This window comes from Myroides sp. (assembly GCF_032073645.1).
Lineage (GTDB): Bacteria > Bacteroidota > Bacteroidia > Flavobacteriales > Flavobacteriaceae > Flavobacterium > Flavobacterium odoratimimum.
On the sequence record NZ_DAMANB010000017.1, the window covers coordinates 78731 to 100999 of the forward strand.

At 34.5% G+C, this 22269-nt stretch carries 20 protein-coding genes; 11 read left to right on the plus strand and 9 right to left on the minus strand.

Annotated elements, in window-relative coordinates; all coding sequences use genetic code 11:
* Positions 1-631: 631 nt before the first annotated feature.
* The 3 genes from arsB to RT228_RS12960 all read right to left on the minus strand — a co-directional run bounded on the left by arsB (position 632) and on the right by RT228_RS12960 (position 2539).
* Entirely contained in the window at positions 632-1654 is a 1023-nt protein-coding gene (arsB, locus tag RT228_RS12950) for an ACR3 family arsenite efflux transporter (protein ID WP_006258570.1), read from the minus strand.
* A gap of 4 nt (positions 1655-1658) precedes the next feature.
* Positions 1659-2144, minus strand: coding sequence for a DUF6428 family protein (locus RT228_RS12955; protein WP_006258571.1), 486 nt, complete (start codon positions 2142-2144; stop codon positions 1659-1661).
* A 65-nt stretch (positions 2145-2209) separates the two neighbouring features.
* Complete coding sequence (locus RT228_RS12960; protein WP_006258572.1) at positions 2210-2539, minus strand: ArsR/SmtB family transcription factor; 330 nt, start codon at positions 2537-2539, stop codon at positions 2210-2212.
* Positions 2540-2771: 232 nt separating this feature from the next.
* On the opposite strand from RT228_RS12960, the gene RT228_RS12965 reads away from it, so the two are divergent.
* Positions 2772-3293: a transposase gene (locus RT228_RS12965; protein WP_006264246.1), complete on the plus strand. Its 522-nt coding sequence runs from the start codon at positions 2772-2774 to the stop codon at positions 3291-3293.
* Between the two features lie 210 nt (positions 3294-3503).
* Here RT228_RS12965 and RT228_RS12970 read toward each other — a convergent pair whose 3' ends face one another.
* The gene (locus RT228_RS12970; RefSeq protein ID WP_071307620.1) at positions 3504-4904 is read right to left on the minus strand and encodes an NAD-dependent succinate-semialdehyde dehydrogenase; all 1401 of its coding nucleotides are present in this window, start codon (positions 4902-4904) and stop codon (positions 3504-3506) included.
* Positions 4905-5161: 257 nt separating this feature from the next.
* Here RT228_RS12970 and RT228_RS12975 point away from each other — a divergent pair, with 257 nt between their 5' ends.
* The 3 genes from RT228_RS12975 to RT228_RS12985 all read left to right on the plus strand — a co-directional run bounded on the left by RT228_RS12975 (position 5162) and on the right by RT228_RS12985 (position 11291).
* Positions 5162-5506 carry a DUF6660 family protein gene (locus RT228_RS12975; RefSeq protein WP_071307621.1) on the plus strand — a complete coding sequence of 115 codons (345 nt, stop codon included), beginning with the start codon at positions 5162-5164 and terminating at the stop codon, positions 5504-5506.
* 213 nt (positions 5507-5719) lie between these two features.
* Positions 5720-10069: a CusA/CzcA family heavy metal efflux RND transporter gene (locus RT228_RS12980; protein WP_286397540.1), complete on the plus strand. Its 4350-nt coding sequence runs from the start codon at positions 5720-5722 to the stop codon at positions 10067-10069.
* 10 nt (positions 10070-10079) lie between these two features.
* Positions 10080-11291 carry an efflux RND transporter periplasmic adaptor subunit gene (locus RT228_RS12985; protein WP_006264250.1) on the plus strand — a complete coding sequence of 404 codons (1212 nt, stop codon included), beginning with the start codon at positions 10080-10082 and terminating at the stop codon, positions 11289-11291.
* A 203-nt stretch (positions 11292-11494) separates the two neighbouring features.
* Here the strand turns inward: RT228_RS12985 and prmC are convergent, their stop codons facing one another.
* Positions 11495-12337 carry a peptide chain release factor N(5)-glutamine methyltransferase gene (gene prmC, locus RT228_RS12990; protein WP_036496764.1) on the minus strand — a complete coding sequence of 281 codons (843 nt, stop codon included), beginning with the start codon at positions 12335-12337 and terminating at the stop codon, positions 11495-11497.
* Positions 12338-12371: 34 nt separating this feature from the next.
* Between prmC and ribD the strand changes: the two genes are divergently transcribed.
* The 3 genes from ribD (at position 12372) to RT228_RS13005 (ending at position 15257) form a co-directional block, all read left to right on the plus strand.
* Positions 12372-13442, plus strand: a complete 1071-nt coding sequence (ribD, locus tag RT228_RS12995; protein ID WP_006258580.1) for a bifunctional diaminohydroxyphosphoribosylaminopyrimidine deaminase/5-amino-6-(5-phosphoribosylamino)uracil reductase RibD — start codon at positions 12372-12374, stop codon at positions 13440-13442.
* Positions 13442-14068: an IMPACT family protein gene (locus tag RT228_RS13000; protein WP_006258582.1), complete on the plus strand. Its 627-nt coding sequence runs from the start codon at positions 13442-13444 to the stop codon at positions 14066-14068. The genes ribD and RT228_RS13000 overlap by 1 nt, the downstream gene beginning before the upstream one ends.
* A gap of 151 nt (positions 14069-14219) precedes the next feature.
* Positions 14220-15257: an alpha/beta hydrolase family protein gene (locus tag RT228_RS13005; protein ID WP_058699672.1), complete on the plus strand. Its 1038-nt coding sequence runs from the start codon at positions 14220-14222 to the stop codon at positions 15255-15257.
* A gap of 59 nt (positions 15258-15316) precedes the next feature.
* Here RT228_RS13005 and RT228_RS13010 read toward each other — a convergent pair whose 3' ends face one another.
* A complete protein-coding gene (locus tag RT228_RS13010) occupies positions 15317-16057 on the minus strand; it encodes a hypothetical protein (protein WP_039330326.1) in 741 nt (246 codons plus the stop codon).
* Between the two features lie 136 nt (positions 16058-16193).
* The gene (locus RT228_RS13015; RefSeq protein ID WP_006258585.1) at positions 16194-16601 is read right to left on the minus strand and encodes an acyl-CoA thioesterase; all 408 of its coding nucleotides are present in this window, start codon (positions 16599-16601) and stop codon (positions 16194-16196) included.
* A 187-nt stretch (positions 16602-16788) separates the two neighbouring features.
* Here RT228_RS13015 and dnaA point away from each other — a divergent pair, with 187 nt between their 5' ends.
* From dnaA to RT228_RS13030, 3 genes are all read left to right on the plus strand, one after another.
* Positions 16789-18228 (plus strand): chromosomal replication initiator protein DnaA, encoded by a 1440-nt coding sequence (gene dnaA / locus RT228_RS13020; RefSeq protein WP_006258586.1) that lies wholly within the window; start codon positions 16789-16791, stop codon positions 18226-18228.
* Positions 18228-18683 (plus strand): low molecular weight protein-tyrosine-phosphatase, encoded by a 456-nt coding sequence (locus tag RT228_RS13025; protein WP_006258587.1) that lies wholly within the window; start codon positions 18228-18230, stop codon positions 18681-18683. The genes dnaA and RT228_RS13025 overlap by 1 nt, the downstream gene beginning before the upstream one ends.
* A gap of 99 nt (positions 18684-18782) precedes the next feature.
* On the plus strand, positions 18783-19508 hold the full coding sequence (locus RT228_RS13030; protein ID WP_006258588.1) for an SAM-dependent methyltransferase: 726 nt from the start codon (positions 18783-18785) through the stop codon (positions 19506-19508).
* Positions 19509-19581: 73 nt separating this feature from the next.
* Here the strand turns inward: RT228_RS13030 and RT228_RS13035 are convergent, their stop codons facing one another.
* A complete protein-coding gene (locus RT228_RS13035) occupies positions 19582-19893 on the minus strand; it encodes a DUF6787 family protein (protein WP_006258589.1) in 312 nt (103 codons plus the stop codon).
* Positions 19894-19995: 102 nt separating this feature from the next.
* Positions 19996-21015: a threonine aldolase family protein gene (locus RT228_RS13040; RefSeq protein WP_058699671.1), complete on the minus strand. Its 1020-nt coding sequence runs from the start codon at positions 21013-21015 to the stop codon at positions 19996-19998.
* A 47-nt stretch (positions 21016-21062) separates the two neighbouring features.
* Between RT228_RS13040 and prfB the strand changes: the two genes are divergently transcribed.
* A protein-coding gene (prfB, locus tag RT228_RS13045; RefSeq protein WP_115283932.1) for a peptide chain release factor 2 occupies positions 21063-22161 on the plus strand; the annotation gives its coding sequence in 2 pieces (ribosomal slippage) (positions 21063-21125 and positions 21127-22161; 1098 coding nt in all).
* Positions 22162-22269: the final 108 nt, after the last annotated feature.

Below are 22269 nucleotides of genomic sequence, written 5' to 3' on the forward strand. Positions count from 1 at the left end.
CCCTTAATAATCAAAAAGTTATACTATTAATCAAACAAATAGCTTATTCTAAAGAATTATAAAATCTGAATAACATAATTAAACCTATAGTTCATTATAAGCACACATTCAATAGTTCTAGTATTATTCTATTCTCCTAAAAATACCCTGACACATCTTAATAACTTTTTCTCTATACAATTCTCTTCCACCTCAATAGAATCACAAGAGCTAATCCTAGAACAATAGCTGGATAATAAAAGGAGCATCCTTCGACAAACCATCGCTTTCCTCCACCATTCTCTAGGTATTGTCCATGAATTGTCAAAGGATTTTGCTGTATGCCTCGTATTTACTAGGGTTAAAGCAGGTATGAGTAAAGTATAAAAAACAGTCAAAAACAAACAAAACACTAACAATCAACAACTTAAAATAAAATATCATTCAAAAAAATGATAGCTTTTTTTAATATATTGGTTGTATAAAGGTCAAAATAACTGCTTTAACTAAAAAAATAAGAGTAAAAAAAGCTATTTACCATTAAAAAACAGTAAAAAGAAGAGAGAAAACAAAAAAAGTACAGGTAGTTTTCTCGAATAGATACTGTAACAAAAAGACGCAGTTCTGTGGTGAACTACGTCTCTATCTATATTTATTTTTGATAATATTTCTTTTGCCAATACAAGCTTAATCTCACAAGAGCAATTAAAACAGGTACTTCTACCAAAGGCCCGATTACTCCAACAAAAGCTTGGGGAGAATGTATTCCAAAGACTGCAATAGCAATGGCAATAGCTAATTCAAAGTTGTTTCCTGAAGCAGTGAAAGCGATAGCAGCATTGTGATCATAAGGTAATTTCATACGATAGTTCAGCCAAAAACTGATGGCAAACATCAATACAAAATAAATGACTAAAGGAATACCTACTTGTATCACTTCCATCGGTAATTCTACTACTTGCTGTCCTTTAAAAGAGAACATCAACAGTATCGTAAACAATAAAGCATACAAGGTAAAAGGTGATATGCGTGGAATAAACCTGTGATTATACCACTGCTCTCCTTTGTATTTCACCAAGTATTTTCGGCTTAAGAAGCCTGCTAAAAAGGGAATTCCTAAGTAGATCAAGACACTTTGTATCACATCACTTATCTCTATATGTACATCATAAGTAGCCAAACCTAATTTGGCAGGTAGTACATTGATAAAAAGCCATACATATACACTGTAAAAAAGTACTTGAAACACACTATTCAGAGCTACTAACATAGCAGCATATTCTTTATTTCCTTTTGCCAAATCATTCCAAACCAAAACCATCGCTATACACCTAGCCAATCCGATTAGAATCACTCCTATCATATAGTCAGGCTGATCCCTCAAAAAAATAATAGCCAACACAAACATAAGAACAGGACCAATCACCCAATTCAGTAGTAAGGATGAAGTCAATGCCTTTTTATCTTCAAACACTTTTGGTAATAAGTTATAATCCACCTTAGCTAATGGAGGATACATCATCACAATCAACCCTATCGCTAGAGGGATATTCGTACTCCCAATAGACACCGATGCCATAAGATCTTGAATGCGGGGAAAGAAATAACCGACGCCGACACCTAATATCATGGCCAAAAATATCCAAAGGGTAAGGTAGCGATCTAAAAATTTCATCCTTTTATTTCTCATCCGAACAACAATCGCTACTAGGTGAACAACAAGATTCTGCTTTTAAAGAAGACAGAGCTACTTTAGGTTTAGATACAGGTATACCACATGCATCTTCTGCTAAACACGCTGTCAAGGTATTTTGTAATACAAAGTGCTTATTAGTTGTATCAAAACCAAGATTATATTTACCTATAGTAGCCTGTTGGTATTCTACCTCTACTTCAGCATCTTGGATCTGTAATAAACGCTCAGACAAATTAATAATGTGCAATAGCTTCTCAGCTTTCAGTTGATGATCGTAATCATCTGCTAACCATAATTGGAAACTCACTTTCTGCTCTTTTCGTACAGTACCTCCACAGTCAATAAAGTTTTTATCAATCTGACCTACTTCTGTAATATGAAAATGCGAGGGTACACTATTACCATCTTCTAATTTAAATACCACGTCTTGCATGGTGGCTAACACTTGTTTTACTTCTGATAATTTCATATTTCTAAATTTTAATACTCATTAATACATCGCAATATTACGATACGTTAGTTTAAAAAAATGCCTTAGCAGCATTCGTTATTTTGAATTGATTGCGCAAAGAATAATCCAAATTCTTGAGCAAATTCATTCCATACCGTATCATCTATACAATAACAGACAGACTTTCCTTCTATACTTCCCTTAATAAGACCACTGTTTTTTAACTCTTTCAGATGTTGAGATATAGTTGCTTGTGCAAGACCTAATTCTTCTACTAAGTCATTACAGATACAGGCTTTCTGATTAATGATGTATTGAAGAATAGCTAATCTAGCTGGATGCGCTAATACTTTAAACATACTCGCTAACCGATTCTTTTTCTCGCTAAACAATTCTGCTTTTGTAATTCCCATAATCTGTCCATTTAATACATCGCAATATTACGATACATTATTTAAATAGCAAAGGAAATGAGGGATAATTACACGAATGATATAAGGAGAGACGCAATACTTTGCGCCTAACAGAATAATACACACAATCAAGGTCATGTAGAGACGCAACACTTTGCGTCTAACACCCAGTATTTAAATGCATTAAAAAAAACAGGAATACTTTTTGTAGATATTACTTAAACCAAAAACAATGAATCAAAACAATAAAATATATAGAAGTCCTACTAACAGGGCTCAATGGTGGGATTATAGTAATAATGGTACTTACTTTATTACAATATGTACAAAAGATAGAATCAATTACTTTGGTACAATTCAACAAGAAGAAATAATCTTGAGCCCATTAGGACATAGCGTATTAAAATGTTGGAATAATATTCCTTCATATCATCCTTATGTCATACTTGATGCTTTTATCATAATGCCTAATCATATACATGGTATTTTACATATTAACAACAGTAACACATTTAATGACAACAGCACATTAAAAAAGGAATGCAAAGTTACTTCTGGTAGTTTAGGCTCTATAATAAGAGGATTTAAAGTAGGAGTAAAGAAAGATGCTTACACACTAAATATTCCTTTTTTCTGGCAACCAAGATATCATGATCATATCATACGAACTGCAGAATCTTATATTAAGATTGCTAATTATATTATAATGAATCCTATTACATGGAAACAAGACAAATTCTATAATAACCTATAAATCATATTGATGGACATACTATACGGTAGACGCAATGTATTGCGTCTCTACAGAACATTACTGATATACACACTACACGTTAGATACAATGTATTGTGCCTCTACAGAACATTCTTTGTCATATAAAATTCATTAACCTATGAATATAAAAAAAGAGGATGTTCTATAAAGAACACCCTCCACTTAAACAATTAAAAGTACTTATTACTACTAATAAGCTTTATCTATATCAGTTACTCTGATCAGTTTTTCATTGACGAATTCATGGATACCGTATTTCGCTTGTTCTCTACCATACCCTGACTTCTTCGTACCACCAAAAGGTAATTCTGGTGAGATACCTGTCACATGGTTGATATACACCATTCCGGTAGCAATCTGACGAGCGACCTTCACTCCTCTTTCTTTATTCTCTGTGAATACACTACCGCCTAATCCATAATCTGTATCATTAGCTAATGCGATAGCCTCTGCCTCGTTCTCTACTTCATAAATCATGAATACAGGACCGAATATCTCTTCGCTATAGGCATCCATCCCTTTTTTGATACCTGTTAGAATAGTTGGTTCCATAAACCATCCCTCTCTATCTAATTTATTTCCACCATAGACTAACTTAGCGCCTTGTTCTACAGCTTTCTTCACTTGTTTTAATACATCTTCTCTTGCTTTCTCACTACTTAGAGGTGCTAACTGAGTATCGGCTGACATAGGATCCCCTACTTTCGTTTGCTTTACTTGTTCAGTCACTCCTTCAATAAACGCCTTAGCTAATTTCTTATCTACTATAAGACGTTTAGGCGATACACATACTTGACCTGCATTCCATAGTCGACCTTCCACAGCACCCTTAATTGCTTTCTTAAGATCTGCATCATCTAGTACTACGAAAGCATCACTACCTCCTAACTCTAATGTCGTTTTCTTAATGTGCTTACCTGCAGCAGCAGCTACACTCGATCCTGCTGGCTCACTTCCTGTGAATGCTACAGCTTTCACTCTAGGATCACCGATAATCGCTTCTATAGATGCTCCTGGCACAAATAAGTTAGTGTATACCCCATCAGGTAGACCACATTCTTTAAAGATTATCTCCATAATCTCTGCACACTGAGGAATATTAGAAGCGTGTTTTAACACCATTGTATTCCCTGCCATAAGATTAGGAGCAGCAGAACGTGTAATCTGATAGAATGGGAAGTTCCACGGCTGTACACTAAGAATAGTACCTATGGGTTCTTTACTAATAAATGCTTCTCCGTGAGGTATTTTTATCTTTTCATCTGCTAATAAGGTTTCTGCATTAGTAGCATAGAAGTCAAAGATATCCGCACATAATAGCACTTCTCCTATCCCTTCACTGTGTAGTTTACCCATCTCACGAGTGATTAAGGCTCCTAGCTCTTCCTTGCGTGCTCTGAAAGCTTCTGCTACTTTATGAATAATAGCTGCTCTTTCTTTTATCGTTGTCTTTCCCCATGTCAGAAAGGTCTTATCTGCTTTAGCTAAGATCTTATCTATTTCTTCAGGTGACATCACTGGATACACTTTTTCTTCTTTTCCCGTAGTTGGGTTAATTGTTTTAATACTTGATTTTATCTGTGTACTCATAATTATATTTTTTTAAGTTCCCACTAATTTACTTAATTGAAAATGAAACACTTAAAAACTTATGTTAAATCCCTATAAGCGAAGAAAATATAACAAATGTGAGTCTGAATAACACAAGGATCTCATAAGAACAAGAACTGTTGTACTATAATAAACAGTAGTATGAGTCTATTGTATTCCATATTTAGCTATGCAACACTGTTGCAAAGACATAGTCTATGTTTTATCATCTCATCTCTTTCTACTATATTTGCCTTATGAAACAATTCAACAACATATTAAACTTATTTCTTTCGTTAGTTTTTCTAGCGATAAGTTTCTATCCTTGTGCGGATAGTTATGTTGATTTGAATATTACTCAAAGTACAAAATCTATACACTTAACTTCTTTACAACAGGCTGACTCTGATATAGACCACTTAGATGTGTGCTCTCCATTGTGTAGCTGTTCTTGTTGCGCAGTTTCTTTAACTGTGGCAGAAGTCATTAATGTAATAGACCTTTCTTCTGTAAAACACAACCACAAAATCCCTTCATATCACAAAGATACTGTGATTAGAATGGAGTACCCTATTTGGCAACCACCTAAAATAGTTGCTTAATACCCTTTTAACTTTCTTTTTCTATCTATTCATTGAGCTATAATGTTGTTCAATGAACCTGTAGAGCTACTTATTTCTGTAGCTATATTCTAACAGAGAACAAGATTGTAGCTATCCTATACAGGCTTATAGAATCATAAAGTTAACTCTTGTTATGGGGCATTACTTAGCCCATACAACACATCACAAATCATTTTTAAGACTATTACTACTATGTTAGATAAAATCATACATTTTAGTATCCGCAACAAGTTTATTATTGGACTATTTGTTCTAGGGTTAATCACGCTTGGGACTTATTCTCTACTTAATTTACCAATGGATACTCAACCTGATATAACCAATAATCAAGTTCAAATTATCACTAGTTCTCCTACACTAGCAACACAAGAAGTGGAACAATTCATCACCTATCCTATCGAGCAGGCTGTAAAGCCTATTCCTAATATAACGGAACTTCGCTCTATCAGTAGGTTTGGACTAAGTGTGATCACTGTAGTATTTACAGAAGACACGGATATATACTGGGCTCGTAATCAAATATCAGAAAAACTAAAAACTGCTGAAGAAGTCATTCCTAAAGGAGTAGGAACACCTGAGTTAGCTCCTGTGAGTACAGGGCTAGGCGAAATATACCAATATGTAGTCTACCCTAAAGATGGCTACGAAGAAAGATACAATAGTATGGATCTACGTACTATACAAGACTGGATTATCAAACCACAACTGGTAGGTGTAAAAGGAGTGGCTGAAGTAAACACCCTAGGAGGTCAATTAAAGCAATACGAAATAGCAGTAAAACCTGACTTGCTTAACAGTATGAACACCTCTATCCTTGAGATATTTAACGCACTAGAAGCCAATAACGAGAATACTGGAGGGGCTTATATTGACAAAAAACCTTATGCTTACTTCATCAGAAGTGTAGGAATGGTAAAAAGCATAGAAGACATAGAGCGAATCGTAGTGAAGTCTAACAACGGTACACCTGTATTAGTGCGCGATGTAGCAGAAGTACGCATCGGGAGCAGTATTCGATATGGTGCTGTGACTAAAGATGGAAAAGGTGAAGATGTGAGTGGTATGGTGATGATGCTAAAAGATGCCAATACACAAGAAGTGGTCAAAGCGGTAAAAGAAAGAATCACTCAAATAGAAAAAACACTACCTGAAGGAGTAGCAATAGAACCTTTTATAGATAGAACTAAATTAATCGACAAAACAGTTAGCACAATACAAACAAACCTTATCGAAGGTGCTCTGATTGTCGTATTTGTACTAGTATTGCTTTTAGGAAACTGGAGAGCAGGGCTAATCGTAGCTTCTGTGATACCTCTAGCCTTATTATTCGCTATCTCTATGATGAAGTTATTCGGTGTAAGTGGTAACTTAATGAGTTTAGGAGCGATTGATTTCGGATTAATAGTCGATGGAGCTGTTATTATTGTAGAAGCCATAGTACATCGACTCCATGCAGGTAAAAATAGAGTGCTCACCCAAGACGAAATGAACACTGAAGTATATACTGCTTCGTCTAAAATAAGAACAAGTGCTTCGTTTGGAGAAATTATTATCCTAATCGTGTACTTGCCTATATTAGCTTTAACAGGCATCGAAGGAAAAATGTTTGGCCCTATGGCGATGACTGTGTCATTTGCTATTCTAGGAGCTTTCATTCTTTCGCTTACTTATGTACCTATGGCCTCTTCGTTATTCTTATCAAAGAAAGCAGGAAAAGAAAAACCAAACTTTAGTGATAAGATTATTGACAAACTATATAGTTGGTATAAACCTCTATTAGAAGGTGCTTTTAAAATAAAAAGAATCGTTCTAGCTATTGCTTTTGGATTATTTGCCATTGCTTTATTTGTCTTCGGTCGTATGGGAGGTGAGTTTATTCCTACTCTAGACGAAGGGGATTTAGCTACACATATTATTATCTCTTCTGGTAGTTCGCTATCCCAAGAAATAGAGACTACGACTAAAGCAGAACAGATTCTAATGGAGCGCTTCCCTGAGGTGAAAATGGTCATCTCAAAAATAGGTAGTGCGGAGATTCCAACAGATCCTATGCCTATGGAAGCTGCCGATATGATTATTATTTTAAAAGAGAAAAAAGAATGGACATCAGCTAAAACCAAAGAGGAACTTATTTCTCTAATGGAAGAAGCGTTAGAAGAAATACCGGGAGTAACGACAGAGTTCTCTCAACCTATCCAAATGCGTTTTAACGAACTAATGACCGGAGTAAGAAGTGATGTAGCGATTAAAGTGTTTGGAGACGACCTAGATCGCCTAGCGAGTATAGGTGATGAAATAAGTGGTCTAATCTCAGGTGTACCTGGTGTAGCTAGTACTAAACTAGAAAGAGTAAGCGGATTGCCACAGATATCGATTAAGTATAATCAAGATAAACTTGCGCTATATGGGCTTACCATATCTGAAATCAGTCAAGTCGTAAGAGCTGGTTTTGCAGGAGAAACTGCAGGAGTAGTTTATGAAGGAGAAAAGAGATTTGACCTAGTCGTACGCTTAGAAAGCAATTCTAGACAAGATATTGAAAACCTTAGAAATATGTTTATTCCATTAGCGAATGGGCAACAAATTCCCTTAGGGCAAATCGCTAATATCGACTATGAAGACGGTCCTCAACAGATCAGTAGAGAAGATGGTAAAAGACGTATTGTATTAGGATTTAATGTCCGCGAACGAGATGTAAAAAGTGTGGTGAATGATATTCAAGCCATCTTAGATAAAAAACTAGATATGCCTGATGGATACTTTATCACTTATGGAGGACAATTTGAAAACTTAGTGGAAGCAACAAACCGATTAATGGTAGCTGTACCAGTAGCTCTAGCATTAATATTTGTGTTGTTATACTTTACTTTTAAATCAGTAAAACAGTCCTTGATGATTTTTACTGCTATTCCTCTTTCTGCTATCGGTGGAGTAGCTGCATTATGGCTTAGAGATATGCCATTTAGTATCTCAGCAGGAGTTGGATTTATCGCACTTTTCGGAGTCGCTGTATTAAATGGTATCGTACTAATCGGTCAGTTTAACTCACTTAAAAAAGAAGGTATGGATTTATATGAAAGAATAATAGAAGGAACTAAAATACGTCTACGCCCTGTATTACTTACAGCAGCTGTAGCTTCTCTAGGTTTCTTACCAATGGCACTGAGCACTAGTGCTGGAGCAGAAGTACAAAAACCCCTAGCTACAGTAGTTATTGGAGGGTTAATCTCTGCTACTATCTTAACGTTAATCGTCTTGCCTATTATCTATTACTATGAAGAAAAAGGATTGGGAATAGGCAAAAAAAATAAAACTATAGTAGCCTCTACTCTATTATTACTAATAGGAATAGGTACACAAGCACAAGAAGTCAAAAAGCTTACATTACAAGAGGCCTTAGAACTAAGCGTAGCAAATAATAAAGGAATAAAAGCGGCAGAGTATAATACAATTGCTCAAAAGCAAATGATAGGAACGTACTTTGACCTAGCTAAAACAGATATCTCAACAGGTTTTGGGTATTTAGATACTAAAGAGAAAAAGGACATTACCTTGTCTATTTCTCAATCTTTCTCACCGTTTACCTATGGAAAGAAAAAGTCTGTTCTAAATAAGGCTTACGAGACAGCTGTTATCCAACAACAAGGAGCTGTTAATGTTACGGAATACGCAGTAAGACAAGCTTGGGAAAACTTATTGTATGCACTTTCAAAAGAAGTACTACTCAAAGAACAAGCAGACTTGTTAAAGGATTTTTCTAAATCAGCTAAGCTTCGCTATGAAACAGGTGAAACTACACTGATGGAAAGTAATGTAGCTTCTGCTAAAGAACAAGAGTTAAGAGTACTTATCACACAAAATAAAACAGGGATAGACAACGAAACTTCTAAGCTAAAAGCTCTATTAAACTTAGAGGAAGATTTCATCCCTATGAACACTGATATTGTGTATGACAAACACGAGGCGGATGTTGACTTTGATTTGAGTTTAAACAACACTATTCAGCTAGCAGAAAAAGAGATCGAAACAATAGAAGCAAATAGAAGACTAGAGAAGGCAAACTTCTTACCTGACTTCACATTAGGTTATAATATAAAATCAGATTCAGGAACTGTAACAGGGAGTAATGGACTACCTGTCACTTATGGGAAAGAATTGCGTGTACCAAGTTATACTGTTGGGATTTCTATACCTATCTTCTTTGGTAGTCAAAACGCTAAGGTAAAAGCGATGAAGTATGAAATACAACAAGCTACAGTGCAAAAAGAATACCTGCACAAACAATTAGAAGAAAATGTTCAACAACAATTTGACATTATCAAAGCACAAGAGAAAGTAATCGATTACTATCAAGAAAATGCTTTAAAGAATGCTGCTCTTATCAAAGACCACGCTAAGAAATCTTATAATAATGGGGATATCTCTTATGTAGAATACATTCAATCCGTAGAAACAGCACTAGCGATTCAGATGAATTACTTAGATGCTATTCTACAGTATAACCTAAGTCACAATACCCTACATTATTTAGTAAACCAATAATATCAGAGAAATGAAAAAGTCGATTATATTTTTATCAATAGCTACAAGTATTCTATTATTTAGCTGTAAAAATGCTGAAGAAGACCATTCTGGTCATGATCACGAAAACGAAAAAACAGAGAGTACTACAAAAACAGAAGCGAAAGAAGAATCTGCTAATAAAGAGGTAGAGCTCAACCAAGCTCAATACACTGCTTCTAACATTCAACTAGGACAAGTACAGCAAAAAAACTTAAGTGATGTCATTAGAGTAAATGGTAATACTGAGCTTCCTGCTCAAAGTCAGGCTGATGTATCTTCTTTTTTAAGTGGTACAATCACAAATATCAATGTGAATCTAGGAGACTATGTAAAAAAAGGGCAAACAATAGCAATTATAGATAGTCCTGAATATATTCAGCTACAAGAGGAATACCTCGTTTCTAAAAACACATTAGAATATTTAGAACTAGAGTATAAACGTCAGCAAACTCTAAGAGCAGAGAATGTCAACTCTGAAAAGACATATCAGAAGACTAAATCAGACTTAAATATAGAACGCGCAAGATACCAATCTTTAAGCAATAGACTAAGCTTAGTTAATACAGCTCCTGGGTCTATCTCTAAATCGTTGAGAATAGTATCTCCTATATCTGGTAATATAGCTACTATACCAGTCAAAATAGGTACTAATGTTATGGCGGGGCAGTCTCTATTTACTATTGTAGATAACTCTAGAATTCACTTAGATTTATTAGTGTACGAAAAAGACATGCCTTTTATCAAAATAGGACAAAAGGTCTCTTTTAACTTTACTAATATCAATAATTCAGAGGTAACTGCTACTATTTTTAGTATCAATAAATCTTTTGAACCTGGTACTAAAACCGTAATCGTACATGCTAATATTGATAATGTACCTGAGACTCTGATACCAGGACTTTATGTTAATGCATTAGTACATATCGGAGAGAGAACAGTAGATGCTCTGCCTAATGACGCGATTGTCAAAGCAGATGGACGTGAGTTTATTTTCATTCTAGAAGATGCTCATAAAGAAGAAAGCGGTATGTCATATCACTTCCAAAGAATAGAAGTCAAAGCAGGAGTATCAGAATTAGGGTACTCACAGGTAACAGTCTTACAAGACATTCCTAAAGATAGTGAGATTGTACTATCTGGTGCTTACTATATTCAAAGTCACTTGATCAAAAACGAAGGAGGCGGAGGACACGCTCATTAATCTAATTATAACTAATAAAGGCTATCCTAGTGATAGCCTTTATTAGTTTATATGTCCTTATTCAATAAATTCTTAATTATAAGTTCATGAGAATTGCTTACAATACTTGTGAGGTGTTACTACTAGAAATAGAATATTCCATAAATTCAGCTACTACAGCAGGAAAAAGCTTTTATCTCTATGACGTTAATTACTCTACTCACTTATCGTTTAACAGCTTTAATCATTCTATCATTTCCTACCATATCTTTTCTTAACTCTACACCTGTGAAATCAAGAGATTCAAACAATGTTTTAGTCTCCTCTCCTAAATACTGGTTAATTTCATAGAACAACATACCTCCTGTTTGTAAGTTGTTATTGGCTAGAAGAGCTATCTTTCTATAAAATATCAGTGGATCATTATCTTCTACGAATAGAGCTAGATGAGGCTCATAATCTAATACATTCTTTTTTATTTCTACTTTTTCTAAGTTGCGTACATAAGGAGGATTAGACACTATAATATCGTACTGACTCTTCAACTTTTCTAGTTGTAATACATCTTGTAAAATCGTTTCCACAGCCACTCCATTACTTACTGCATTCTGTTTCGCTACTTCTAAAGCCTTATCAGAAACATCCATTAAAGTAACTCTAGCTAGAGGTAATTCATTCGCTAATGTTATTCCTATACAGCCACTTCCTGTTCCTATATCTAATATTCTAATAGGTTTAGATGGGTTGACACTATTTATTATCCACTCTACTAATTCTTCTGTTTCTGCTCTTGGAATAAGAGTAAACTCATTCACCTTAAAGGTCAATCCGTAAAAATAGGCTTGCCCAAAGATATATTGAATTGGTTTTTCTTGTTTTAATTCTTCTAATACAGATTCCCATACTGCTACCTTATCTGTCTGCATCGTTGGATTCATAACTAGATCAATTCTAGTTTTCCCTTCTATCTCTTCTAAAGCAATCAAAAATAATTGCTCCGCTTCCACAGCATCATAAATAGGAGTTAAACTCTCTTTAAAATAGGATTGGTAGTACTTTATCTGCATAGTATTCTTTAAAAACAAATGTTTTAGTTTAATTTTGTTCAAAGATACATTATTATCAATTTTGGAAAGACACGAATTATATATTTCTCGCTGTATTCAGTTAGCACTACAAGGAACTTATGCTGCTATGCCTAATCCTTCTGTAGGAGCTGTGGTAGTACACAACAATCGCATTATCGGAGAAGGCTTCACTTCTCCTTATGGAGGTCCTCATGCTGAGCCTAATGCAATAGCATCTGTTCAGAATCAAGAGCTCCTTAAAGAAAGTACTTTATATGTCAGTCTAGAGCCATGTAGTCACTTTGGTAAGACTCCTCCGTGCTGTGACTTGGTAATCGAAAAGAAGATACCTAAAGTCGTTATCGGTACTGTAGATCCCTTTGCAAAAGTATGTGGCAGAGGAATTCAAAAAATGCGTGATGCAGGAATAGAAGTAATAGTAGGTGTATTAGAAAAAGAATGCCAAGATAGTAACAAGCGTTTTTTTACATTTCACAATCAAAAACGCCCTTATATTATCCTAAAATGGGCTGAGTCTATAGATCACTTTATCGCTCCTATACAAAGAACTACTAATAGACCTTTCTGGATATCGAATGCCTATTCTAAACAATTAGTACATCAATGGAGAAGTGAAGAAATGGCTTTCTTAGTAGGTACACAAACAGTTCTTAGTGATAATCCTTCTCTTACTACAAGAGATTGGTACGGCAAAAGCCCTATCCGTGTATTTATTGATAGAATTGGCAAAATAGACAATTCCTTTAGCATTAAAGATAATAATGTCAAAACAATCTGTATCACGGCTAATCAAGACTTAGTCTCTACTGATAATCTAATCTATGAGCATGCAGATTTTAGTCAATCTCTAGTACCACAGATTCTAGATATTTTATACAGACATCAGATTATGTCTGTTGTAGTAGAAGGTGGTACGCATACACTTCAGCATTTTATTGATGCAGAGTTATGGGATGAAGCAAGAGTATTTATTGGAAGTACTCCAATAACAGAAGGTATCCCTTCTCCACATCTTTCAGGATTTGATAAAGTAGTAAAACATCGTATTTTAGACAACGAATTAAGAATAGTATATCGCAAATAATGGCAGAAGCATTAGATTCATATAAAACAATAAGTAAACCGACAGAAGAAGTATTGTATAAAGAAAAGAATAGTAAGTTTTTTGGCTATGCTTTTCCTATTCAACGCGAAGAAGAAGTAAAAGAAATCATCGATCGCATCAAGAAAGAGCATTATAATGCGCGCCACTGGTGCTATGCCTTTCAACTTGGAGCAGAACAGGTATACTATCGTGCTAATGATGATGGAGAACCTAGTAATACTGCAGGCGCTCCTATCTATGGACAAATACAATCTTATGAGGTCACAGATATTCTAATCGTAGTGGTACGCTATTTCGGTGGTATAAAGCTGGGCGTAGGAGGACTCATCACTGCCTATCGTGCAGCAGCTCAGATGGCCATGGAAGAAGCGGAAATTATAGAAAAAACAATTGATAAGAAGTTTAAAGTTCGCTTTGAATACAAAGACATGAACAATGTCATGCGTGTAATCAAAGAAAAAGACTTAAACATTCTAAGTCAAAAAATGGAAATGAGCTGTGAAATAGAGTTATCTATACGCAAAAATGAATATGAACAAGCGCTAGCTGCTTTTGTTCCATTTTATGAAGTAAAAGTTGTCGAAGAAACGGACGAAGCATATTAGTTTCGTTCTTTACTTTCACTCAATAGTCTATTTTAGATACAATTAGCTTTTTCTCCTTTATTTGTAGTTTCAGTACTGAAAAAATACTGTTGAGTTAAATATATTATTTTTCTATTCGCGTACCTGCTTATATTTGGCTAAAAATACAGCTATGCTTTGGAAAATACTTGCAGCAATCTTTACTACCTTTCTCATTATTTTTCTTTATTTTTTCTTCTTAGGAAGTCAAGATTTTGATGACACGACGATTACACAAAAGGAAGTAATCTTTACTTCACAAGGAGAGGAATTGTCTGCCACTTTATTTCTACCTAAAAAAGAGTTTTTTAAAACTGCTCCTATCGCTATTTTTATTCATGGAGATGGCCCACAAAACAAGACCTCTAACTCAGGCTACCTTCCTTTAATACATCATCTAGTAGATCAAGGAATTGCTGTATTTACCTGGGACAAGAAAGGTATAGATAAAAGCAAAGGAAATTGGTTAAACCAATCCATCACGGACAGAGCTGTAGAAGCTAAAGATGCTTTTGACTTTCTAGTACATGACAAAGGAATTGCTCCGAATAGAATTGGATATCTAGGTTTCTCTCAAGGAGGCTGGGTCATTCCAAAAGCAGCTATCCTTACTAAGCCTGCTTTCTCTGTTATCATCGGAGGAGCCGTTAATTGGATGGATCAAGGTTATTACTATACAACTAAACGCTTAGAGGAAGAAGGATACTCAGAACAAGAAATAAAACGAAAAGCAGACTCTATACAGCAAGCAGATTATAAACTATTCACTGATTTTAATGATTGTACAATTAAAGAATCAGAAATAGAAAAAGATAGATTCTTATTCATTGCTAGAAATCTCAAAGCTGATTCTTCTGTTGATTTACAAAATATGCAAGGTCCTCTATTAGCCTTATGGGGAAGTGATGATCTTAATGTCCCTGCTGGTACCAATGCTCAACTTTATCAACAATATACTTCTAATAGAGAATCAGACACTACCACTATCAAAGTATATCCAAGAAGTACACATGGTCTACTAAATGCAAAGTTATTCAACTATCAATTAGATGCGCAATGGCCTGAATGGAAAAAGTGGTTATTTGTCTTCCAAGGTCGTAAAGCTTATAGTAAAGATGCTTTATTTGATATCTCTACTTTTATACTTAAGACCAATAAAAAAACTGAATAATAGCGTACTATTACTCAGTTTCTATAATAATATCATGATATGATTCTACATTAAAATCATTATTCTTCTAAATCCATAAACCCTAAGAAATCAATATATTCTTGAGCTAAATAAAGTTTAAAACCTTCTGTGCGCTCTACTTTTATTTTTTCAAAACTAGGCTGAGCTACTACGTAGTAAAGAAATGCCTCTAAACGTTCTTCAGGAATTTTAAAATCCTCTAACAGTTCTTCTCTAGTGTAGTCATCTAAGAACTGCTGCACTTTTATATCTAATTTTTCATAAAGAATCGCCTGTTTATCTCTTTTCTTTTGACCAGATATCATATTAACTAAGGCATCTAAACTAATTCCCATTCCATAGTTAGATGTTGAGGAAAAAACAGTATTATTCTTTTTATAACGTTTCTCTGCTGCTGTAAGGTTTTTATTAGGAACACCTTCAAAGAAGTCATCACCAAAATCTTTGCGAACAATGATAATCTCATCTAAGGACTGCCCTTTTTTAGTCATTAGTACATTAAACCTACTGGCATTCAAATCTTCTTTGCCAATGATATAATTAACAGAAGCTAACTTCTTATCAGAAAAACGAATAGTATCCCCTACAGCTGCATCCATGATAAAATACCCACGTCCATCAGCTTTAGTCACTTCTTTACTTCTTTTATTTTCAATAGTAACAGGAACTACATTTCCATCATATAAACGTACACGACCATCTAACAACTTTGGTTCTTGTGCATACGTCCCTATTGATAAAAGTGTACCTAGGCTCATCAGCCAATATATTGGTTTCATAATTTATAATCTTTTGTGTAAATATAAATATTTGTTTTAAGTAATGCTGTACCTAATTTGTCTTTTTTACCATTAAAAGACAACTAACAAAAACAATTGTTCAACTAGATTATTTTTATTCACTCTAAAATGACTGCTATTTTTCTAACATTTGTATTTTATCAACAACATAATCTGGTGCAGCCATTGGTCTTCCTGTTTCCATATTCACAAACACTAAAACGGAATTACCTGTTGTTAATAAATCGCCTTTTTCGTTATATAGTTCATAATCAAATTCTATCTTCACAGAACTAAGTTTTTTAAAGATTGTACGTATGGTTAAATCGTCATCGTAGAAGGCTGATTTCTTATAATTCATAGTTAACGATACCACAGGTAACATAACACCAAGTTCCTCCATTTTCTTATACGATATACCTAAGTTCCTCAACCACTCAACTCTCCCAATTTCAAAGTATTGCGCATAGTTACCGTGATATACAACGCCCATTTTATCTGTCTCCGCATAACGTACGCGAACCTTATAATCAAAATATTTCATAATCTTTCTAATAAACTTGTGAGTTATTTTTTTTCTTATACTTAACAAATTATTTTATACTTTGCAATGACAAAAAGGTTTTTTTATCCCAAAAATTGTTCACATATTTGCCACTGAAATAAGAGGTCATTTTCTCCCCTTGAAAATCCCTCAAAAGTAGTAACTGTTTTTATAATTCTAACCTAAAATGCACGATAATACAATTAAGACAGCAGAATCTGTATGGAATAATTGTCTTGAATTCATAAAGGATAACATCCAAGAACAAGCATTCAAGACATGGTTCATGCCTATTAAGGCTATTGAGCTTACAGAGAATGCTCTTTATATTCAGGTGCCTAGTAAGTTTTTTTACGAGTGGTTGGAAGAACACTATGTAAAAATCCTAAAAGTAGCCCTAACAAAACAGTTAGGAGCTGAAGCAAAGTTATTGTATAAGATTCAGATGGAAACTCCTTCTGGAAACAAACAACCTTATACAGAACAATTACCAAGTACACAAAGAGGTCCAGTAAAACCTCAAGAGTTAGATGTACCTATTCAAAACAAGAATCCAGAATTAAAAAACCCTTTTGTAATTCCTGGAATCAGAAACGTAAAAATCGAATCTCAGTTAAATTCAAACTATTCATTTGATAACTTCTTAGAAGGTGATTCAAATAGATTGGCACGTTCTGCTGGTATGGCTGTTGCGAATAAACCAGGTGGTACTTCTTTTAACCCACTTCTTATTTTTGGAGGAGTTGGATTAGGAAAGACTCACTTAGCACACGCTATCGGTGTTGAAATTAAAGATCTTTACCCAGAAAAAACTGTCTTGTACATTTCTGCTGAAGTCTTTACTCAACAGTATATTGACTCTGTACGTAAGAATACGCGTAATGACTTTATCTACTTCTATCAATTAATAGATGTACTTATCGTCGATGATATTCAATTCTTATCAGGTAAATCAGGTACACAAGATGTGTTTTTCCATATCTTCAACCATTTACACCAAAATGGTAAACAAGTAATTCTTACTTCTGATAAAGCACCAGTAGATATTCAAGATATCGAACAACGTCTTTTATCTCGTTTTAAATGGGGATTATCTGCAGAGATATCACACCCAGATTTTGAAACAAGAGTAAAAATTGTTGAAGGAATATTATTCCGTGATGGAGTAGATATGCCAAAAGAAATAATCGAATATGTAGCTAAAAATGTAAACTCTAATATTAGAGAATTAGAAGGAGCTATCATTTCATTAATCGCTCAATCTTCATTTAATAAGCGTGAAGTAACAATTGACTTAGCAAGACAAGTTGTTGAGAAATTTGTGAAGAGTGTGAAGAGAGAAATCTCTATCGATTATATTCAAAAAATTGTTTCTGATTATTTCCAAATGGACACAGAAACATTGCGTTCTAAGACAAGAAAAAGAAACATAGTTCAAGCTAGACAACTAGCGATGTTCTTTGCTAAAAAATACACTAAAGCTTCTTTAGCTTCTATTGGTTCACAAATAGGAGATAGAGATCACGCTACAGTATTACACGCTTGCAAAACTGTGGATAATTTATTAGAAACGGATAAGGAGTTTAAGAAATTCCACGATGATATAAATATTAAATTCAGTATGTAATGACAAAAGTATTGATGGTTTGTTTAGGCAATATTTGCCGTTCGCCTTTAGCAGAAGGGATATTACAATCAAAGCTTTCTACAGAAAGTTTTTTTGTTGATTCAGCTGGTACTGGAGATTGGCATATAGGTAGTCAACCAGACAAACGATCAATAGCTGTTGCTAAAAAATACAATATTGATTTAACTACACAACGAGCAAGACAGTTTAAAGTAAGTGACTTTACTAATTTTGATCGCATCTATGTGATGGACAAATCTAATTACGAAAATGTAATTAAGTTAGCACCTAGTCAAGAAGCTAAAAATAAAGTAAAGTTAATTCTTAATGAAAACACACCAGGTCAAAACCTAGAAGTACCTGATCCATATTTTGGAGGAGATGATGGTTTTGAACATGTTTTTCATCTTTTAGATGAAGTTTGTAATGTAATAGCCAAAGATTTAAAATCTTAGATATATGTAAGTAAAAGGAAGAAAGTCATTTTCTTCCTTTTCTTTTTTGTACTATACTTTATCTTTACCTTTGTACTCTATTTGAGAGAAATTTGACAAATGACAAATAATATACCTACAGGTACACTATACCTAATCCCTATCACCCTAGGAGACACTACAAATCCTATGGACGTTTTGCCACAAACTGTAAAACGCGCTATCGAAATGCTTGACATATTCATAGTTGAAAATGAAAAAACAGCAAGACGTTTTATTAAAAGCATATGTCCTGAAAAAAAACAATCAGAACTTATTCTTTTTCCTTTAAATAAACACACTGAAGTAAGTGAATACAAAGAATATATTAAACCATTATTAGAAGGCAAAAGCGTTGGTGTAATGAGTGAAGCAGGTTGTCCTGGTGTCGCAGACCCTGGAGCAGTTATTGTAGACATAGCTCATAAAAGAAATATTAAAGTAACTCCTTTAGTAGGTCCCTCTTCTATCTTATTATCCGTTATGGCTTCAGGAATGAACGGACAAAGCTTTGCTTTCAATGGATACCTACCTATAGATAAAAGTGATAAAAAGAGTGCTCTTAAAGCTTTAGAGAGAACTTCTCAAGAGAAAAACCAATCACAGTTATTTATAGAAACTCCATATAGAAATAATCAACTGTTACAAGATATGGTACAGATATTAAATCCAAACACTCTTATCTGCGTAGCTTGTGATATAACCTTAGAGACAGAGTTTATACAGACTAAACCAGCTTCTCAATGGAAAAACACAAAAGAAGACTTACACAAAAGACCTTGTATCTTTATCATTCACAAGAACTAAATAGAACAAAAAAAGCTGAAAGTATTAACTAATACTTTCAGCTTTTTTATAAATATAATAATTGGTAAACTTCTTATTTATCTTTTGGCACTAAAGAACCAAAACCCATTCTTCTTAGCATTTTCATCACGAAATTCCAAAAAAAGCGATGTTGTCCAAATATAGTACCCACACAAATCAAAATAACTTTATAAACGGGCAGAATTAGCACAATATACAGAACCCAATATATAAACGGATTAGTTGTAGCTCTGTCTAGCCCTATGCTAGTTAAAATAGGTTTCGATATGTAAGCTGCAGTAGAACCTGTAATTGCAAAAACTAATAAGATTACACCCATTTGCCAATTTGATGTAATACCCCAACGTTGTTTTAATTTTTCCATTATTTAATTTAAATCTAAACAAAGGTAAGTCAATTTCCCTGATCTAAAAACATAAATATTACTAAATAAACGATTTACATCGTCTTACCTCTACCTCTACAATTATAGTTTAGTAAGAGCTTCTATTACATATTCATGCATTACTTCGCGATAATCTAAATGTGTCACCATACGAAGCCATCCCCCTCCCATATCACTGATAAATATATTCTTTTGTTTCAACTTATCTATAAAGACTTTGTTTTGAGCTATTTCTTGCAGCCTAAAAACGACGATATTAGTTTGAACAGGCAAAACCTCCTTAACCCATATTTTCTTACTTAAAACCATCTCTATTTGCTTCGCTCTGAAATGATCTCTTTGCAGGCGACCAACATTATTTTTTAAAGCGAACAAAGCAGCCGAAGTTAAATACCCAATCTGACGCATTCCTCCCCCCATTAATTTACGTAGGCGAATAGCTTTTTTGATATCTTCTTTCGATCCTAACAACACAGAACCCACTGGAGCTCCAAGTCCTTTAGAGAAACACACTGATATCGTATTAAATAAAGCACCGAACTGACTTGGATGTTGTGATTTAGCCACCAATGCATTCCATAATCTAGCCCCGTCTAAGTGCATCTTTAATCCCTTTTCATTACACACCTCACGAATACGCTCTATCTCACTTAGCTCATAACAAGCTCCTCCACCTAAATTTGTCGTATTTTCTATACAAACTAATTTAGTGATTGGCAAGTGAATATTATTGGGGTCATTATAGTTTTCCAAGACTTGCTCTGCTGTAATACGTCCTCTATCTCCATCTATTAATGCACAACTCACTCCACTGTGCACTGCTATCCCTCCCCCTTCAAACATATTGATATGAGAACTTTTATCACAAATTAAATGATCTCCAGGTTGAGTATGCAATTTTATAGCGACTTGATTTGCCATTGTTCCTGAAGGAAAAAAAAGGGCTGCTTCCATCCCAAACAACTCAGCAACAGCAATTTCTAATTCATTGGTACTTCCATCTTGCTTGTAAACATCATCTCCTACCCTCGCTTTCATCATGTAATTCAACATTTCAGGTGTAGGCTTAGTGATTGTATCACTGATTAAATTAATTTCCATAAATTGATAGGAATAAGTATTTTTGTGCTATAAAAGTATTAAAAATTATGGTAACCACAGAACAACAGAAGGATATTATTGATCGCCTTGGTGCGTTAAGGAGGTATCTTTGACATCGATAAGAAGCTTATCGAAATAACAAACGAGGAAGAAAAAACTTTTGCTCCAGACTTTTGGAATAATCCTAAAGAAGCAGAAGTTATCGTTAAAGCCCTGAAGTCCAAAAAGAAATGGGTAGAAGGCTATGAATCTGCTATATCTAACCTAGAGGAATTAAAGATTCTTTTAGAATTCTATGCAGAAGGTGAATACACAGAAGAAGAAGTAGTAGAACAGTATGAAAAAACGCTTCAGATTATAGAAGAACTAGAGTTTAAAAACATGCTTTCTGACGAAGGAGATAATATGAGTGCTGTACTACAGATTACGGCAGGTGCAGGAGGTACAGAGAGTTGCGATTGGGCAGCTATGCTGATGCGTATGTACATCATGTGGGGAGAGAAGAACGGCGTTAATGTAAAAGAACTAAACTACCAAGAAGGAGAAGTTGCTGGTGTAAAAACAGTAACCTTAGAGTTCGATGGAGAATTTGCGTTCGGATACTTAAAAGGCGAAAACGGAGTTCACCGTTTAGTGCGTATCTCACCATTTGACAGCAATGCTAAGCGTCATACCTCATTCGTATCTGTTTATGTTTATCCATTAGCAGATGATACTATCGAAATCGAAATTAGCCCATCAGATATCTCTTGGGAGACTATGCGATCTAGTGGTGCAGGTGGACAGAACGTTAATAAAGTAGAGACAGCAGTACGATTGCGTCACCACCCTACTGGTATTATTATTGAGAACTCTGAAACGCGTTCTCAATTAGACAACAAAACAAAAGCAATGCAACTTTTAAAGTCTCAATTATATGAAATTGAGCTTAAGAAGAAACAAGCAATGCGTGATGAAATAGAAGCAAATAAGAAGAAAATAGAATGGGGTTCGCAAATCCGTAACTACGTGATGCATCCTTATAAACTAGTTAAAGATGTCCGTACACAATTCGAAACTACTGATGTAGATTCTGTAATGAATGGAGAGATTGACAACTTCTTAAAAGCATATCTAATGATGATGGGACAAAAAGAAGAAGAATAAAAAAAGGAGCTAGCAGCTCCTTTTTTGCTTCATTAACACATCAACTTCCCGCAATAAAAACACACATGATATCGGGTATCACCAACAGCCATTAAAGTCATAAGCGTA